This is a genomic window from Campylobacter sp. IFREMER_LSEM_CL908 (genome assembly GCF_025771545.1).
Lineage (GTDB): Bacteria > Campylobacterota > Campylobacteria > Campylobacterales > Campylobacteraceae > Campylobacter_D > Campylobacter_D lari_D.
The window spans coordinates 40,188-57,284 of sequence record NZ_JAKMQK010000014.1; the positions used below are offsets into that span (position 1 = coordinate 40,188).

The window sequence follows — 17,097 nt, forward strand, 5'->3', positions numbered from 1 at the left end:
TACATGAAAGGGAAGTTATGAAACATAAACTAGCTAAAGTCGCCACTTATGCTTGTTTAGCATTGGGCATTAGTTTGACTACACAAGCTTTTGCTTCTTCAGAGCCTAGAACCCTTGATGGTTATGTGGCTCAAGAAGATGCATTTTTTGATTATCTTTATAAAAATCACCCTATTTTTAAATATGAAAAAGAAGGGCGTTTAGTGGGTAAATTTACCCATAGTGATAGAACTGAAAATTGGGTTGTAAATCAAAATGGAGCTAAATTTGCTGCCGAGCATGATTTAAAGCAAGCCTCTATTACCTATCGTTTGCCTTATGAATCTTTTTTGGATTTTCCAAACAAATTTGTGGGTCCAAAAAAATGCGGTGAGTGTCACCCTGCTCAATATGCTTCTTGGGAGCGCTCTCGTCATGCAAAAACCGTGCGTTTTCCACATGAAATGGAAGAAGTTGGTGGAGCTGAAGGTTTGAAAAAACCTATGTATAACTCTCAAGCTACTATTTTACCCGATGGAATTTATCCAAATGATGTTTATGCTCTCATTGGAACACCAAGAACAAAATATGGTTTTATAGATAGATGGCTTGTGCGTGGAACTTACCATGTTGAAGATGGAAATTTGAGTGATTTAAGTGGTAAATTAACCGCTGGAGGCAATCAATTTTCAAGACTTTGGAGTGAGTTTTTAACTCCTGAAATGGCACAAAAAATAGCTGCATTTGCACCTGGTTTTCCTACTAAAATGGAAGATTTTAGAGGAAATGGCTCTCAAGTATGGGGAACAAACTCTTATGCTGCAACTTATAAAGAAAAAGCGGTTTTCCAACCTGCTACTGCGTATTGTGAAACCTGTCATACTTTTAAATTTGACTTTAAAAGCAAGGAAGAATTTTACAAAGCACTGGGTAATCCAAAAGAACTTCAAAAACATACCATCTCAAAAGGTATTACTTGCGAGGAATGCCATGGGGCTGGAGCACATCTTTATGGAGCAAGAGGTGCAGGCATGCCATCAAATTGTGAAAGATGTCATCAAAGATTTTCATATAATGAAACCGATGCTAAAATCAATCCTAGAAAACCTTTCAACGCATATTTTAAATCAAGTTGCCCTGCGTGTGGAACAGAAGGTGCTCAAATGTATTCTTCAGCACACTACGATAAGGGTATGAGATGTAATACTTGTCATGATCCGCATGAAGTAACTTTTAATGATTGGAAAAGCGGTTATACTAAAACAAAACTTAAAAAAACTTGCAAAGATTGTCATGAAACTCAAGCAAGCTTTTTCAAAAAAGGTGGAATTCACGCAAAAGATAACTGTACAGCTTGTCACATGCCAAACATGATGAGTTGTGAAAACTTTGGAGCAGTTCAAAACCCTGATAAAGGTGGATTTGATAATGTTAGAGCTTCACATATTTGGAATATCAAAGTAGATAAAACCGCAAAAACACTTAATCCACCAGAAGGCAAAGAAAGATCGCCTAAAGTTGGTGGCTGGACCATAGCTAGAGATGATGAAGGTAGATTTTTCCTTGATTTAATGTGGAGTTGTGGTAGAACTAGTTTTAGTGATATTAACCTAATGGGTCCTGGTGCAAGTGGTTGTCATAGTCCTGTGCAATCAACCTTACCTGAAAAACTTCACTTTAGCAATCAAGAAATGATTTATGATAAAGTAATGCAGTGGCAAAACCCTGTTAAAGAAGGCTATGAGAAAATTAGAAAAGGCATAGCAAATATTGATAAAACTTTTGCTGAAAAAAATAAACTTTCAATAGAGCAAAAATCAAAAGTATTAAGCCTAACTAATCAAGCTCAAGCCATAGCTGATAGACTAGAAAAAGATGGTTCTTGGGGTGTTCATGGACCTGCTTATTCTAAGAAAATCATAGAAGAAGCTTTAATTTATATCCAAGAAGCACAAAATATCCTAAATGGTAAATAAAAACAAAGGAAGAATGAAAAATTCTTCCTTAAAATAAGGAGCTAGTCTTGAAAAATTTAATTACTCGACTTTTTATTGTGCTTTTTACTCTTTTTATGCCATCAGGATTTATTTTTGCTGAGGCTAATGGAGAAATAGGCTCAATAGAAGGTGTAAAAAGCATTAGCTTAGCACAAGCTCAAGAAATGCTAGATCAAAACAATACTTATTTTTTTGATGTCAATTCAGAGCAAGATAGACAAGCTAATGGTTATATACCTAATTCCATATCAACCTATGTGGAAAATTGGCAAAATTTATTACCTAATGATAAAAATGCAAATTTAGTATTTTATGGTTTAAATCGTTTTAGATTTGAAGCTTCTCAAGCAGCTGCAGTTGCTATAGAACTTGGCTATAAAAACTCTGTTGTAATGCTTGATGGTATAGAATCATGGGTAACTTCAGGTAGAAAAGTTGAAAAAATAGACACAGTTAAATGGGAAAAAGCTAAAGAAATTATCGAATTTAAAGACACTATCCACTCAAGATTTAAATTTAGCAATACCCCATCTTGTCGTGATTGTCATGCTCAAAAAGGTAAAGGCATTAGAGCTGATATTGCAGCAAATAAAAACTTAATCAATCAAAAATGTGCAACTTGTCATGAAAAAGCAAGCAATGCTTTAGCAAAAAGCGCTCATGGAGTAGAAAAGTTCTTACCCGCTCAAGATATGCAAAAGAAAAAAGAAAAACCATCTTGTGCGACTTGTCACTCTATTCATATTACCCCAAAACATTCAGGAATTTATTCACAAAAACAATTAGTCGATCAAAAATGCGCACAATGCCATAAACAAAAAAGTGCAACTTTTCATATGACTTTCCATGGTAAAGGCATGATATTAAGTACACCGGGTGAAACTCCAAGTGTTGCTACTTGTTCTGATTGTCATGGCAAACACAATATTTTAAAATCAAGTGAAAGAAGCTCAACCCTCTCGCCAATTAACCGTGTTCAAACTTGTAAATCATGCCATCCAAATGCAAATGAAAATTTCGTAAATTGGATGGCACATGCTGATCATAGCGATGGTGAAAAATATCCTGGATTACATGGTGCTTATATATTCATGACTATTTTGGTCATTTCTGTATTTGTTTTCTTTGGAGCCCATACTATACTTTGGTGCTTGCGTTTAATTACTATGCGTATAAAATATCCTAAAGAATGGAAAGAAGCAAGAAAAGCGGCACATGAAGATAAAGTAAGAGTAAGAAGATTTAGCACTTTCCATAGAATTCAGCATTTTTTTATGGCAGCTAGCTTTTTGGGTCTTGCATTCTCAGGCTTACCGCAAAAATTCTATGATTCAGCATGGGCTAAACCTATGATTGATTTAATGGGTGGAGATATCATTAACGCTGCAACTATACATCATATTTCAGCCATAGTAATGTTTGCAGTATTTTTCTCTCACATTGGAGAAATCATCATCGTAAATTGGAAACGCCGTGATGTAGCAAGGGATCCAATAACTGGCAAAATAAGCTTTATGAAAGTTTTAAAAGCTACTTTTGGGCCTGATTCTTTAATGCCAAATTGGCAAGATTTTAAAGATATGAAAGATCATTTTAAATGGTTCTTTGGTTTTGGACCAAGACCGCAATTTGACCGCTGGACTTATTGGGAAAAATTTGACTATCTAGCAGTATTTTGGGGTATGTTTATCATTGGTATTTCAGGGCTTATTTTATGGTTTCCTGCTTTCTTTGGTAAATTTTTACCAGGTGAAGCAATCAACTTAGCAACCCTACTTCACTCTGATGAAGCTTTACTTGCTACAGGATTTATTTTTGCAATTCACTTCTTTAATACGCATTTTAGAGCAGATCGCTTCCCTATGGATATGGTGATTTTTTCAGGAAGTATTAGCGAAGAAGAGATTAAACAAGAAAGAAATGTATGGTATAAACGCTTAAAAGAAAGTGGAAAATTAAGCACTTTATATGAAAATAAAAGTAACTTCAAAGCATATCAATGGCTAGCTAAACTTGCAGGATTTGCAATGCTAATCACTGGTTTGGTATTTTTATTTTTAATGCTTTATACTTTCTTTAACACTATCTTATAACCTTATTCGCTATAATAGCGAATAAGGACTTTTTCTAATTTTTTCAAGGATTTTAAATGTTTAAAACAATACTCTCACTTAGTTTTTTAAGTATTTTTTTTATAGCTTGTTCTAATGAAGAAAAACTTGATTTTAATTTAATCTCAAGCGGTACACAATTTTCTAAAGAAAATTTACAAAAAGCAAATGATTTAGATAAAAAATCTTATGAAGAAATAGCTCATTTATTTAAAGATAATGCAAATATAAAAAGTGATGATAAAAACATTTTAATCATTTTCAGCGCAAATCACTGCCTTTATTGTGATAAATTAAAAGAAGAAATTAAAAATGATAAAAAAATACAAGAACTTATAAAAGACAAATACAGCTCATATTATATAAATATAAGCTATAAAAAAATTCATACATTTTATAAAAACCATAAAAGTGACTTAAGTACAGCTGAACTTTCTAGTATTTATGATATAGTAGCCACCCCTACTATTGTAATTTTAAACAAAAACAGCCAAACTTTGCTAAATTATCCTGGTTTTATTAGCGCAAAAAGACTAAGTGCTACAATGGAGTTTTTAAATCAAAAAGAAAATCAAAATTTAGACGAAGCAACCATAGCACAAAAACTCATACATTTTTATAAAGAAAATAATATTTAAAGGTTAAAAATGCAGTATTTTTTTTCTTTTGCAATGAGTTTTTTACTAATGAGTATATATGCCATAGCTTGTGCTGTGGCAACCTTTATAGAAAATGATTTTGGTATTAGTGCAGCTAAAGCTTTAATTTATAATAATGCTTGGTTTGATATGTTGCATTTATTACTAGGTTTAAATTTAATCGGAGTGATATTTTATAACAAGCTTTTTCAAAAGAAAAAATACTCTATCTTGCTTTTGCATTTATCTTTTATAGTGATTTTAATCGGTGCTGGACTTACTAGATATTTTGGCTTAGAAGGTGGAATGCATATAAGAGAAAATCAAAGCTCGAGTACCATAGTTACTAGAGAAGAATTTATAAAAATTACTGATTTTGATACTAATGCCAGTTTTGAATTTCCTATTAGCTTTACCCCGCTAACTCAAAAGCATTTTGAAAAAACTATTGACTTAAATGGCAAAAAATTAATCATAAGCTCCATCAAATACACTCCACAAAAAGACTCTATTACACCTGCTAGCTTAAAATTAAATATTAATTATCAAAAAGCAAATACGCAAATAATTTTAAATCCAAATTTTACAAACAAACAAGCAGTGCATTTTAACTTACAGGGAAAAAATTTTACTATCAATTGGGGACCAAGAGAAATTAAGCTTCCTTTTGCATTACACTTAAAAGATTTTATACTAGAGCGTTATTTAGGCTCTATGAGTCCATCTTCTTACACTTCAAAAATTCAAATCATAGATAAGCAAAATAATATTAATCTAGATTATGATATTTTTATGAATAATGTTCTTGATTATGGCGGGTATAGATTTTTTCAAAGTTCTTATGATCAAGATGAGCAAGGCACTATACTTTCAGTCAATAAAGATCCTGGTAAAATCCCTACTTATATAGGTTATACTTTATTGATTTTGGGATTTTTATGGGTTTTATTTGATAAAAACTCAAGATTTCATCGTTTAAGCATTTATTTAAAAAAAGGTCAAAGTTTTATATTGTTTATTTTGCTTTTTGCAAATTTACAAACTCCGCTTTTTGCACAAGAAAATAAAAATGAAATTTTAAATTTAATCTCAAATTTACAAAAAAATTCCTATGAGCATTCTTTAAATTTTGCAAGATTACTTGTGCAAGATCATAATGGTAGAATCAAACCTTTAGATACTTTGGCAATGGAATTTATTTATAAAATCATTCAAAAAGAAAATTTTTTAAATCTTCACTATGATCAAATTTTTCTAGCAATGATGATTTATCCTAAAGAATTTAGAAAAATCAAAATGATAGCTACCAAAACAAGCAAACTAAGAGAATTAATAGGTGCAGATATAAATGAAAAATACATAGCATTTGATGATGTGTTTGATAATGGGGTATATAAACTTAGTAATTATGTTGAGGAAGTTAACCGCAAAAAGCCTTCATTAAGAACTAGCTTTGATAAAGATTTGCTAGCCTTAGATGAAAAAATAAATCATGCATATTATATTTATAGCGGTCAAGCTTTAACTATTTTTCCTGATATTAATGAGCAAAGTTTAAAGTGGTATTCTCCGGTGCAAATTTTACCTTTTGCAAAAGAAGATGTAGAGCGTTTACAAATGCTTTTAGTTAGCTATTTTTTACAAGTTCGCAATGGTGTTGAAAATAATCAATGGCAAGATGCAAATGAATTTTTGCAATCTTTAAAAGATTTTCAAAATCACTATGGAAGTAGTGTTTTACCGCCAAAAGAAAGATTAGATCTTGAAATACTGCTTAATCATTACAATATCTTTGATAATCTAACTTTTGTTTATATTAGCTTTGCGTTAGTGTTTTTCTTTTTAAGTTTTTATACTATATTAAAAAATATTTCTTTATCTACCTTTGTATATAGATTTTTTTACATCATTTTAAGTATATGTGTAATCATACATGCACTAGCTTTAATCATTCGTTGGTATGTAGGTGGGCATGCTCCTTGGAGTAATGCTTATGAAAGCATGATTTATATAGCTTTTGCTTGTGTGATGAGTGCTGTGATATTTTTTAGAAAATCACTCTTGGCTTTATGTGGTGCGAGTTTTTTAGCAGGCATTTCACTTTTTGTAGCTCATCTTGGCTTTATGGATCCTCAAATTGGGAATTTAGTACCTGTTTTAAAATCATATTGGCTTAATATTCATGTTTCTATTATAACAGCAAGTTATGGATTTTTAGCACTTTGTTTTATTATAGGGATTTTGAGTTTAATTCTTTTTGCTTTAAGGGGTAAAAATAAAAATATAGATTTAAACATCATTAAATTACACTGCATTAATGAAATGTCTATGATAATAGGACTTGCAATGCTTACAATAGGAAATTTTTTAGGCGGAGTTTGGGCTAATGAAAGTTGGGGAAGATATTGGGGTTGGGATCCAAAAGAAACTTGGGCTTTGATTTCTATTGTAGTTTATACTATGGTATTGCACTTAAGATTTATTTTTAAAACTTATTTTATTTTTGTTTTTGCAAGTGCTAGTGTTTTAGCCTTTTATAGCATACTAATGACTTATTTTGGAGTAAATTTTTACCTTTCTGGGCTTCATTCTTATGCAAATGGCGATGCTTTTCCTATACCAACTTTTGTGTATGTTTTGATTATGCTTAATTTTATTTTAATTATTAGCGCAGGAAGAAAAAGGGATTTAAATACGCCTAGTTTTTAAACTAGGCTTTGCTTTTTTCTATTTCTTGAAGTGCATGGATAAGATCTTTTAAATTTTCATATGGAATATGAATTTTCCAATCTATTCCATTTTCTTTTTTCAAAGCCACACCTATACTTAAGACATCATTACTTCCTATACCATAAGGATTAGAAAGATTACAAAGGCTTATTTCTCCACTTTTACTACCATGTAATTCTATAGTTTTAAATATTTTTTTACTCATGTTTATCCCTAAAAGCTGTGATAATTTTTGCTTGAAATTTTAACCAATCTTTTTGAAGCATAATAGGAAAACCACCATAAACCCTAGCACCTTCTAAATTTTTAGTGACCCCACCTCTTGCGGCTATGGTAGCAAAATCTCCTATTTCTAAATGCCCACTTGTAGCACTTTGTCCACCCATAGTAACATTTTTACCCAAAATACTTGAACCTGAAATTCCACTTTGAGCTACTATAAGACAATTCTCCCCTACTTCACAATTATGCCCTACTTGAACAAGATTATCAATCTTTGTGCCTTGCTTTATGATAGTACTTTCAAAAACTGCTCTATCAATAGTCGTGCAAGCTCCAACTTCCACAAAATCTTCTAAAATAACATTTCCATTGTGATAAATCTTATAATGCTCGCCATTTTTTGTATGCGCATAGCCAAAACCATCACTACCTATAACACAATTTGCTAGCAAATGGCATTTTTTACCTATTTTAGTGTCATTATAAATCACAACATTTGGATGGATTGTAGTATATTCACCTATACTTACATTATCGCCTATATAAGCTCCTGCCATTATCACTACATGATCAGCTATTTGGACATTTTCTCCAATATAAACATTTGGCATAATCTTGGCACTTTTAGCGATTTTAGAATTTTTCTTTTCACTAGAAATTAAAGGTTTAGCAAAAAGCTTACTTAAAAGCGCAAAAGATAAATGTGGATTATCAACAACTAATTTAACACAATCTTTTGAAACTAAATTTTCAAATTCTTTTGAGACTAATATAGCCCCAGCTCCACTGCTTGCAATTTTTTTAGAGTTTTTTTCTCCATCGCAATAACTAAGTTCAGTAAAACTTGCATTATTTAATGAATTTAAAGCTGTAATTTCTATATCATCTCCGTAATATTCTATGCCTAAAAATTTAGCAATTTCACTAATTTTCATTTTACCTCCATTAAAATAGAACCACTTCTAACTACACTAATAGGATTATACTTTTTCATAGTTTTTAAAAAGTTATCAATATTTTTTGCATCATCACTTGCCATTACTATAATAAACTCATCATCACTATAAGTTACACTGCCATTATAAGCTTTTAATATAGCATCTAAGCCTGCAAAATTTTCATTTAAAGCAATCTTTACCAAAGCTGTTTCTTTTTCTATAAAATCACTAGAATCAATTACCTTATAAGTAGGTATGAGTTTATGAAGTTGCTTTATGATTTGCTCAAAAACTTTTTCATCGCCTAAAGTAACGATATTTATCCTTGAGAATTCTTTATCATCAAGCGGAGCAACCGTAAGAGATTCTATATTATAACCGCGTCCTGAAAAAAGCCCGACAACGCGTGATAATACCCCATGCTCATTTAATACAATGACAGAAATTACTCTTCTTTTCATTTTTTATCCTTGTTTTTATAGCTAGGTAAAATCATATTATAAATAGCTCCGCCCGCAGGTACCATAGGTAATACATCTTCATAACGATCTATAGCTACATTTAAAACACAAGTTTTTTTAGATTCTAAGGCTGCTTTAAAAGCTTTTTGAAATTCTTCTTTATTAAAAACATTATAACCCTCACAATGAAAACCTTTAGCAATAGTAACAAAATCAGGTTGACTTGTTAGATCTGTATTAGAAAATCTTTCTTTATAAAACATACTTTGCCATTGTCTTACCATGCCTAAAAAAGAATTATTTAAAATGATATTAATCACTTTAATTCCATAAGCACTTGCTGTCATTAGCTCTTGTATATTCATTAAAAAAGAACCATCGCCTACAAAATTTATTACAACTTCTTCATCTGCAGCTAATTTAGCCCCAAGTGCAGCCGGTAAAGAATACCCCATAGTTCCTTGCCCACCGCTTGTTGCAAGTTGTCTTGCATAATTAAAAGGATAAAATTGCGCTACCCACATTTGATGCTGTCCCACATCAGTAATTATCCTTGCATCAGGAGCTAATCTAGCGCATTCTTCTATAACCCATTGAGGTTTTAAAACCTCATCATTATCTTCATAGATTAAAGGATATAATTGTTGATAGTTTTGTAAAGTTTTAAACCATTCTTGGTATTTTGTGTTGTCAAAACTTTCTTTTTTTAATTCTTCTAAGGTATCTAAAATAACACTTTTAATATCCCCAACTATAGGAAAATGCGCTTCGATGATTTTAGAAATAGAGCTTGGATCTATATCAATATGAACGATTTTTGCACCCTTAGCAAACTCACTTGTTTTACCAGTAATCCTATCATCAAACCTAGCACCCACAGCAATAAGCAAATCACACTCACTTAAAGCGATATTTGCACAATAGCTTCCATGCATACCTGCCATTTTTAAATTAAGCTCATCATCACTTCTTAAAATCCCTAGAGCCATCAAAGTTTCAACTGCAGGAATTTGGCAAAAATGAATCAAGTTTCTTAATTCGTCACTAGCATTAGAAGCTATGCAACCTCCACCTAGGTAAAATAAAGGTTTTTGAGCATTTTTAATCAAACTTACTAATTTTTTAATTTGCTTGATATTTCCTTTATAGGTTGGCTTGTAAGTTTTCATAGAAATTTCTTTAGGATAATGCCATACACCCATAGCAGCAGTAACATCTTTAGGTATATCAATATGCACAGGCCCTTTTCTACCTGTTGTAGCAATATAAAAAGCTTCTTTTAAAATTTTAGGTAATTCTTCGATATTTTTTACTAAATAATTATGCTTTACACAAGGTCTTGAAATACCTATAGCATCGATTTCTTGAAAAGCATCTGTTCCTATTAAAGAATTTGCAACTTGAGCTGAAATTAAAACCAAAGGTATAGAATCACTATAAGCGGTAGCTAAACCTGTAACTGTATTAGTAAAACCAGGTCCACTTGTAACTACTGCCACACCAACTTTACCACTCATTCTAGCATAAGCATCAGCGCTATGTAAGGCCGCTTGCTCGTGTCTGACTAAAATGTGTTTAAAATGAGTTTGTTTGTAAATTTCATCATAAATATTTAAAGCCGCACCACCAGGATAACCAAAAACTACTTTAACATTTTCTTCTTTTAATGCTTCACAAATCATTTGCGAGCCATTTAGCTCTTTCATTATTTTACCTTTTTGCTTAAAATGGAAAATATTATAACGATAATTTAATAAATATTATTTTACAAGAAAGAGTTTCTTGAAAATCAAGAAACTACTTGTGCTTTTTTAGCGTATTCTATACCTAAATCAAAAGCTTTTGCATTTGCCTCTTTAGTTTTTGCAGGTACCATATCAAGCATAGTTTGTTTTAATGCATCAATATCAATACATTTACTCATATAAGCAGCTATAGCTAAAGCAACGACTGATTGAGTAGCTACATTCCCTACTTCTTCTTTAGCTATAGTAATAATAGGAATTTCAAAGATTTTCCATCTTGTATAATCTTCTTTACTTGGATGAACTAAATTTGGCTCTATAACTATAACACCACCATCACAAACACCATCTTTGAAACTATGGTAACCTTTATCAGCAGTTGAAAGCATAAAACTAACTTCACCTTCTACTGCATAAGGAAAAAAGATTTCATTTTCATCAACGATAATATCAACCTTAGTTGGCCCACCTCTAACTTGAGAAGTATAAGTAGAAGCTTTAAAAGCATTACGCCCTTCTTTAATGGCGGCTTTAGCTAGAATTTCACCTGCAGTGATAACCCCTTGTCCACCTTCACCACAAAATCTTAATTGATATTTCATTTTAATACTCCCAAATCAACCATTCTTTTTTCTCTCAAGGCTCTTCTAACTTCCTCATAAGCTTCACAATATTCTGCTTTGCTTTCATCTTGGTGTAAAATTCCTGTAGGGAATTTATCCGCTCTTTGTTCATAGTCTAATTGTTCAAATTTAGACTTTTCAACACAACGATTTTTAATCCAATCAAGCATGCTTACAGCTTCGCCCATTTTGTTTTTTCTACCTAGGTTAATATGGCAGTTTGAAAATACATCTACAAAACTATAACCTTTGTGAGATAAAGCTTTAAAAATGATATTTTCAAGCTTATTTGCCTCTATAACATTTGTTCTTGCTACAAAAGAAGCCCCAGCGGCTTTAGTAAGCTCACAAGCATCAAAATTTGGGTCTATATTACCTGCTTGAGCTGTAACAGTGTAAAAGCCTTGTGGGGTAGTTGGTGAAGTTTGTGAATTTGTAAGACCATAAATAAAATTATTGATTAAAATATGAGTTAAATCTATATTTCTTCTACATCCATGGATGGTATGATTTCCACCAATTGCTAAAGTATCGCCATCTCCGCTTACTACGATTACATGTTTTTTAGGGTTTGCTAGTTTAATCCCTGTTGCATAAGCAATAGCTCGACCATGAGTAGTATGGACTGTATTGCAATTTACATAAGAACTCATTCTACCACTACAACCTATACCAGAAACTAAACAAACATCATCCATATTCCAGCTAAGTTTTTGAATAGCTCTAATAATAGCTTTTAAAACAACACCATCCCCACAACCCCAGCACCATTGTGTTGGAAGTTTATCTACTCTTAAATATTCATCATAATTAAAAGCCATTTTATATATTCTCCTTTACTTTAGCAATAATTTCACTTGGGGTTATAGGGCGACCATTTGCACGGTGCAAGCTAATAAAATCATCTCTTTTACTTACTCTTTGAATTTCTTCTAAATATTGCCCCATATTAAGCTCACTTACCATAACTTTTTCAAATTTAGATACTACTTGAGCTATTTTTTTCTCAGCTACTGGATAAAGGGTAATAGGTCTAAAAAGCCCTACTTTTAAACCCTCTTCTCTAAGTCTTAAAATAGCTTCTTTGGCAGATCTTGCAACGCTACCATAGGCGATGATTAAAAACTGCGCATCATCACACATAAACTCTTCATAAGTACAAATTTCATCGGTATTATTTTTAATCTTACCAAATAATCTTTTGATATTTTTATCTACTATTGCTCCATCTTCTGTTGGAAAGCCTATGTCTCCATGATGAAGTCCTGTGATATGATAACGATAACCTTCAAAGAAAGGATTTAGTATGGCAGCTTCATTTTCACCTGCTGCATAAGGTTTGTAATCTTTTTTATCACCCGTAAATTTTTTTCGGTTGATAATTTCTAATTCTTCTAAATCAGGTAATTTTGCCTTACCATTCATGTGTCCTATGGTTTCATCTAAAAGCAAAAATACTGGAGTCATGTATTTTTCAGCTAAATTAAAAGCTCTAATAGTTTCAGTGTAAGCTTCCTCTAATGAAGCAGGAGCTAAAGCTATACTTGCATAATCTCCATGCGTTGGAGCTTTTGCTTGAAATAAATCACCTTGCGCAACCCTTGTTGGAAGACCAGTTGAAGGACCACCTCTCATAACATTTACAATTACTAGTGGAATTTCAGCTATAAAGCCCAAACCAATTTGTTCAGCTTTTAAAGAAATTCCCGGTCCGCTACTTGCTGTCATGGATTTTACTCCACTCATAGAAGCACCCAAAGCCACACTAATACCCGAAATTTCATCTTCCATCTGTATAAAAGTACCATCATTTTTTGGTAACATATGGCTTAGTTCATGTGCTATTTCAGAACTTGGGGTAATTGGATAACCACCAAAAAATTTACAGCCACAATCAATCGCAGCTTTGGCTACTAAAACATTACCTGTTGATATAACTTCTCTCATTTTGTTTTCCTATGCATTTAGTTTTTTGTATTTATTTTCTTTGACAGCTTGTGCTCTTTCTTTAGCTTCTGGTGTAAGCTTTGCAAATTTAAATTCATCTCTTTTGGCAACAAAAATCGCAAAATCAGGACAGTGACTTTCACATTCACTACAGCCTATACAAGAATCAGGATGAACCACTTCTATCATCTGTCCTAAAACTGCACTGATTTCATCTCTCATTGCTAAAACTCCGGCTGGACAATAGCTAACACAGATATTACAAGCCTTACATCTTGCTTCATCAACCCAAACTGGTGTATTCTCTGGAGCAATCATTAATATTCCTTTCTAGTTTTTTGTAATTTTCTAATGATTTTTTATTAAAAATTATTTTTAAAACAAACTTTTTATTATAGCGAATTTATAGCATGATTAAATATTATTTAAAAGATAAAATAAAACTAATAAGATTTTATAACACAAAGTAACATTAGGAGTAAAAAACTCCTAAAAAATTATTTATAATTATACTGAATAAAAGAATTTTCCAATGTAATTTGTTCTTGATTGTCTAATTTTAATTCTAAAGTTTCAAGCACCCCATCAAGACTAATCCTTGCCATAACTCCAAAAGCTTTTTCTCTTATGCCATATTCTCCATCTAAAATCACACATACTGGTAAAAATTCTCCACTTTTTAAAGCCTCTATCATTCTCACGCAAGCACTAGCAGGAGCTAAATAGGCTGAAGTTTTTAAATATTTTATAATTTTAGCACCACCGGTTTTAACCTCTTGTTCAATTTGAACAATATCTTGCTTATTTAAGACTTCACTTAAAGCTTTATTTTGCACTTTACTTTGAGATTTTACCAAAACCATACTATCATTGTGAAAACCTATAAGCTTAGTATCTATATAAGAAGTTTTTATATCTAATTTTTTGCTCACTTCGTATTTAAATCTAGCATTATCTAAAACACCTGCCATAGCAATGATTTTTTTTAATGAAAATAATTTGCTTTCATAAAGAGCGTTGAGTAAAAAATCTACAGGATTGCTTACTATGATAAACAAAGGATCGTTGTTAAATTTTTTAATATTTTTTGCACACTCAAGCATAATTTTAGAATTAATAGCAAAAAGCTCATCTCTACTCTGACCTTCTTTTCTAGCTACACCTGCACTAAAAATAACCACTTGAGAATCTTTTGAGTATGTATAATCATCCGTACAAGTTATTTTAATATCAAAATTAAAAGCGGCTATACTTTGACTTAGTTCTAATTCTCTAGCAAAAAGCAAGTCTTTATTAATATCAATCAATATAATCTCATCTATTAATTCTCTTAAAATTAAAGCATAAGCAATGCTTGCACCGACATTTCCTGCTCCTATGATGGTAATTTTCATCTTAGCTCCTTTGTGGTATTATTTAACTAAATTTGTCGGTAATTCAAAAATATTTTTTATCAAATGATAAGGAAGTTGCAAACTTTGTGCGATAAGTTGAGTTTTAAACTCGGGATTATCAATTGTTCCACCTAGTTTAATTTGTGTGCTAATTTGCCTGTCTTTGCCTAATATAATTTGATTGATAATTGGAACTTTAGAAATAACCGAACTAGCTGATTTTAGCGTTCTAAGCTCTAATAAACCATCCACTTGACTACTTCTTAAATTGATTTTAGCTTGACCTAAAATATCTGCACTATCACCATTAAAATTTAGCGCATCTATTTCAAAAAGATCTTTTTTGCGATTAAAACTTATACCAGCATTTTCTACACTAAAACCTTTTTCATTAAAAGTTGGGGCTTTAAATAAAATCAAACTAGGTATGGTATCAATAAAACTTAAGAGTTGCTGATGAAATTTTAAATCTTTTAAATAAGTATCTTTAAATAAAAATTTGCCTTTAAAAAAATCAGTACTATTACCATCTACATAAAGATTAAACTCGCCTTTTTCAAAAACATTTTGACGCATAAAAGTATTTAGAAAATCATCATCCATTTTTAAAGCTCTAATTTGCATTTGATTTTCTTTAAGCAAAAGCTCAAATTTAGACTCATTTCTATTAGCCCAAGCTTTTATATAGTCTTTTTTGATTTTAGCATTAAATTGATCAAAATCTAAAGTTTTGTTAAAATCTTTTAAGATCAAATCTATATTTTTAGCACTGATATTATAATTTGAATTTTCAAGATTATCTAGTGTGTTTTCTGTATCTTGTTCTGAAAATAATAAATTAACATTATTTAAAGTAATGTTAATATCATCATTGTCTTTTTGTGCAAAAACACTACCACTTGCGCTAGTTAAATTAAAATCTTCTCCTTTTATTTTTATACTAAAACTATCATACTCATAAGGATTATTATCCTTATAGAGTAAAAATGATTCAAAAGTGGTATTATTTATATCTACATCAAAATCTTTAAAATTTAAAGTATCTAATGACAACTCTCCATCATGCACATTATTTTTTTGCATTAATTTAGAATAAGTCTTATACTTTGCAAGCTTAGCAACATAAACAGACATACCTTGGTCAAAATTTAAAGTCGTAGTAAGCTCTTTATTATATAAACTGATATTTTTATCATAGTTAAGATCTAAATCAAGAAATTTATTTTTCATTTTTAAGCTATCTTGTGGTAATTTTAAATTTGTTATAAAGGTCTTAAAATTACCTTTTTTTTGCTTTAAATCAATACTTGCATTAAAATCACCGCTGATTAATTCACTTTGTACACTTGCATTTTTAATCTCTAATTTATCTTTTTGTAAATCAATATTTGCTTGTATGATTTTAAAGTCACTTATATTTATATTAGAATTTACAATATCAAAATTTCCTTTATATGAAATTCTTTCAGGATGTTCAAAAGGAATTTTCAAAACTAAATCAGTCTTTGCAATACCATTGTTTTGTAAAAATGGTAATTTTATATCATATAAACGCAAAATTTTATTCACTCTATAATCAGCTCTAGCATTGTCACTTTTTATGCGTATATAAATTCCTGCTTTTTCATTTAGCATATTGTCTATATAAATTTGACTTTGATTAAGATTGTAATTGTTAAAATATAATTTATCATAGATAAATTCTAGTTTTTGTTTATTAAATTCAAGCCTTACAAAAGGACTAATGATAGGATCTATACCTTTATCTAAAACCACTTTCAAATTATTTACATAACCTTTAGCACTAATATCATTCAAATAATATCTATGTTTTCCAAAATCTGCAAAGCCATTTAATTTCTCTATAAAATAAAAATCAGCCTTTACCTTACCGCCCACCCAAAGAGCAAGATTAGAAGGCAAATGCACTCCATTTTCCACTAAAATATCAAAAATTTTTGAAATATTATTTGAGCTTATATTTTCTAATTCATAAGCAATCTCTTCTCTTTTAAGTGAGAATTTGACATCACTTTTTAAAAAATCACTATCAATTTCTCCTTTAAAAGTATAAAATTTTGTCTTAGGATTGATAAGTAAAGAGCCAACTACACTAAGGTTATGATCTTTTAAAAGAAAATTATCAATATTAGCTTGTATATTTTTATCACTAATTTTCAAATTGACTTTTACTAAAAGATTTTTACTGTTTACAAAAAATAGATTATTTTTATAAATTAATTCTACGGGATAGTTATTAACAAAAATTTCATCTATATTGATTTCTTGAAAAAACCAATAAATATATTTTA

Annotated in this window: 14 protein-coding genes; 4 read left to right on the forward strand and 10 right to left on the reverse strand. The window is 30.7% G+C overall.

The annotated features are described in order from the left end of the window. Positions 1 to 17: 17 nt before the first annotated feature. The 4 genes from L8U04_RS06815 (at position 18) to ccsA (ending at position 7,434) form a co-directional block, all read left to right on the forward strand. Positions 18 to 1,955, forward strand: coding sequence for a cytochrome c family protein (locus tag L8U04_RS06815; protein ID WP_263709698.1), 1,938 nt, complete (start codon positions 18 to 20; stop codon positions 1,953 to 1,955). A 95-nt stretch (positions 1,956 to 2,050) separates the two neighbouring features. After that, entirely contained in the window at positions 2,051 to 4,069 is a 2,019-nt protein-coding gene (locus tag L8U04_RS06820; protein WP_412175297.1) for a rhodanese-like domain-containing protein, read from the forward strand. A gap of 56 nt (positions 4,070 to 4,125) precedes the next feature. Then, complete coding sequence (locus tag L8U04_RS06825) at positions 4,126 to 4,725, forward strand: SoxW family protein (protein ID WP_263709702.1); 600 nt, start codon at positions 4,126 to 4,128, stop codon at positions 4,723 to 4,725. Positions 4,726 to 4,734: 9 nt separating this feature from the next. Beyond that, complete coding sequence (gene ccsA, locus L8U04_RS06830; protein ID WP_263709705.1) at positions 4,735 to 7,434, forward strand: cytochrome c biogenesis protein; 2,700 nt, start codon at positions 4,735 to 4,737, stop codon at positions 7,432 to 7,434. A gap of 1 nt (position 7,435) precedes the next feature. On the opposite strand, the gene L8U04_RS06835 is transcribed toward ccsA, so the two are convergent. The 10 genes from L8U04_RS06835 to L8U04_RS06880 form a co-directional block, all read right to left on the reverse strand. Continuing rightward, complete coding sequence (locus L8U04_RS06835; RefSeq protein ID WP_263659874.1) at positions 7,436 to 7,660, reverse strand: hypothetical protein; 225 nt, start codon at positions 7,658 to 7,660, stop codon at positions 7,436 to 7,438. After that, complete coding sequence (gene lpxD / locus L8U04_RS06840) at positions 7,653 to 8,612, reverse strand: UDP-3-O-(3-hydroxymyristoyl)glucosamine N-acyltransferase (protein ID WP_263660779.1); 960 nt, start codon at positions 8,610 to 8,612, stop codon at positions 7,653 to 7,655. Before lpxD ends, L8U04_RS06835 begins: the two co-directional genes overlap by 8 nt. Continuing rightward, positions 8,609 to 9,076, reverse strand: coding sequence for an acetolactate synthase small subunit (gene ilvN, locus L8U04_RS06845; RefSeq protein WP_039626144.1), 468 nt, complete (start codon positions 9,074 to 9,076; stop codon positions 8,609 to 8,611). The genes lpxD and ilvN overlap by 4 nt, the downstream gene beginning before the upstream one ends. After that, positions 9,073 to 10,782 carry an acetolactate synthase large subunit gene (locus L8U04_RS06850; protein WP_263709709.1) on the reverse strand — a complete coding sequence of 570 codons (1,710 nt, stop codon included), beginning with the start codon at positions 10,780 to 10,782 and terminating at the stop codon, positions 9,073 to 9,075. Before L8U04_RS06850 ends, ilvN begins: the two co-directional genes overlap by 4 nt. 83 nt (positions 10,783 to 10,865) lie before the next feature. Next, positions 10,866 to 11,423 carry a 2-oxoacid:acceptor oxidoreductase family protein gene (locus tag L8U04_RS06855; protein WP_263660781.1) on the reverse strand — a complete coding sequence of 186 codons (558 nt, stop codon included), beginning with the start codon at positions 11,421 to 11,423 and terminating at the stop codon, positions 10,866 to 10,868. Continuing rightward, complete coding sequence (locus tag L8U04_RS06860; protein ID WP_263709711.1) at positions 11,420 to 12,265, reverse strand: 2-oxoglutarate ferredoxin oxidoreductase subunit beta; 846 nt, start codon at positions 12,263 to 12,265, stop codon at positions 11,420 to 11,422. The genes L8U04_RS06855 and L8U04_RS06860 overlap by 4 nt, the downstream gene beginning before the upstream one ends. Before the next feature lies 1 nt (position 12,266). Next, positions 12,267 to 13,391 carry a 2-oxoglutarate synthase subunit alpha gene (locus L8U04_RS06865; protein WP_263709713.1) on the reverse strand — a complete coding sequence of 375 codons (1,125 nt, stop codon included), beginning with the start codon at positions 13,389 to 13,391 and terminating at the stop codon, positions 12,267 to 12,269. Positions 13,392 to 13,400: 9 nt separating this feature from the next. Then, on the reverse strand, positions 13,401 to 13,715 hold the full coding sequence (locus L8U04_RS06870; protein WP_133318853.1) for a 4Fe-4S binding protein: 315 nt from the start codon (positions 13,713 to 13,715) through the stop codon (positions 13,401 to 13,403). 173 nt (positions 13,716 to 13,888) lie between these two features. Continuing rightward, complete coding sequence (locus L8U04_RS06875; protein ID WP_263662470.1) at positions 13,889 to 14,785, reverse strand: malate dehydrogenase; 897 nt, start codon at positions 14,783 to 14,785, stop codon at positions 13,889 to 13,891. Between the two features lie 18 nt (positions 14,786 to 14,803). Next, positions 14,804 to 17,097: AsmA-like C-terminal domain-containing protein (locus L8U04_RS06880; RefSeq protein ID WP_263709715.1), on the reverse strand; the 2,294-nt coding region annotated here is incomplete at its 5' end.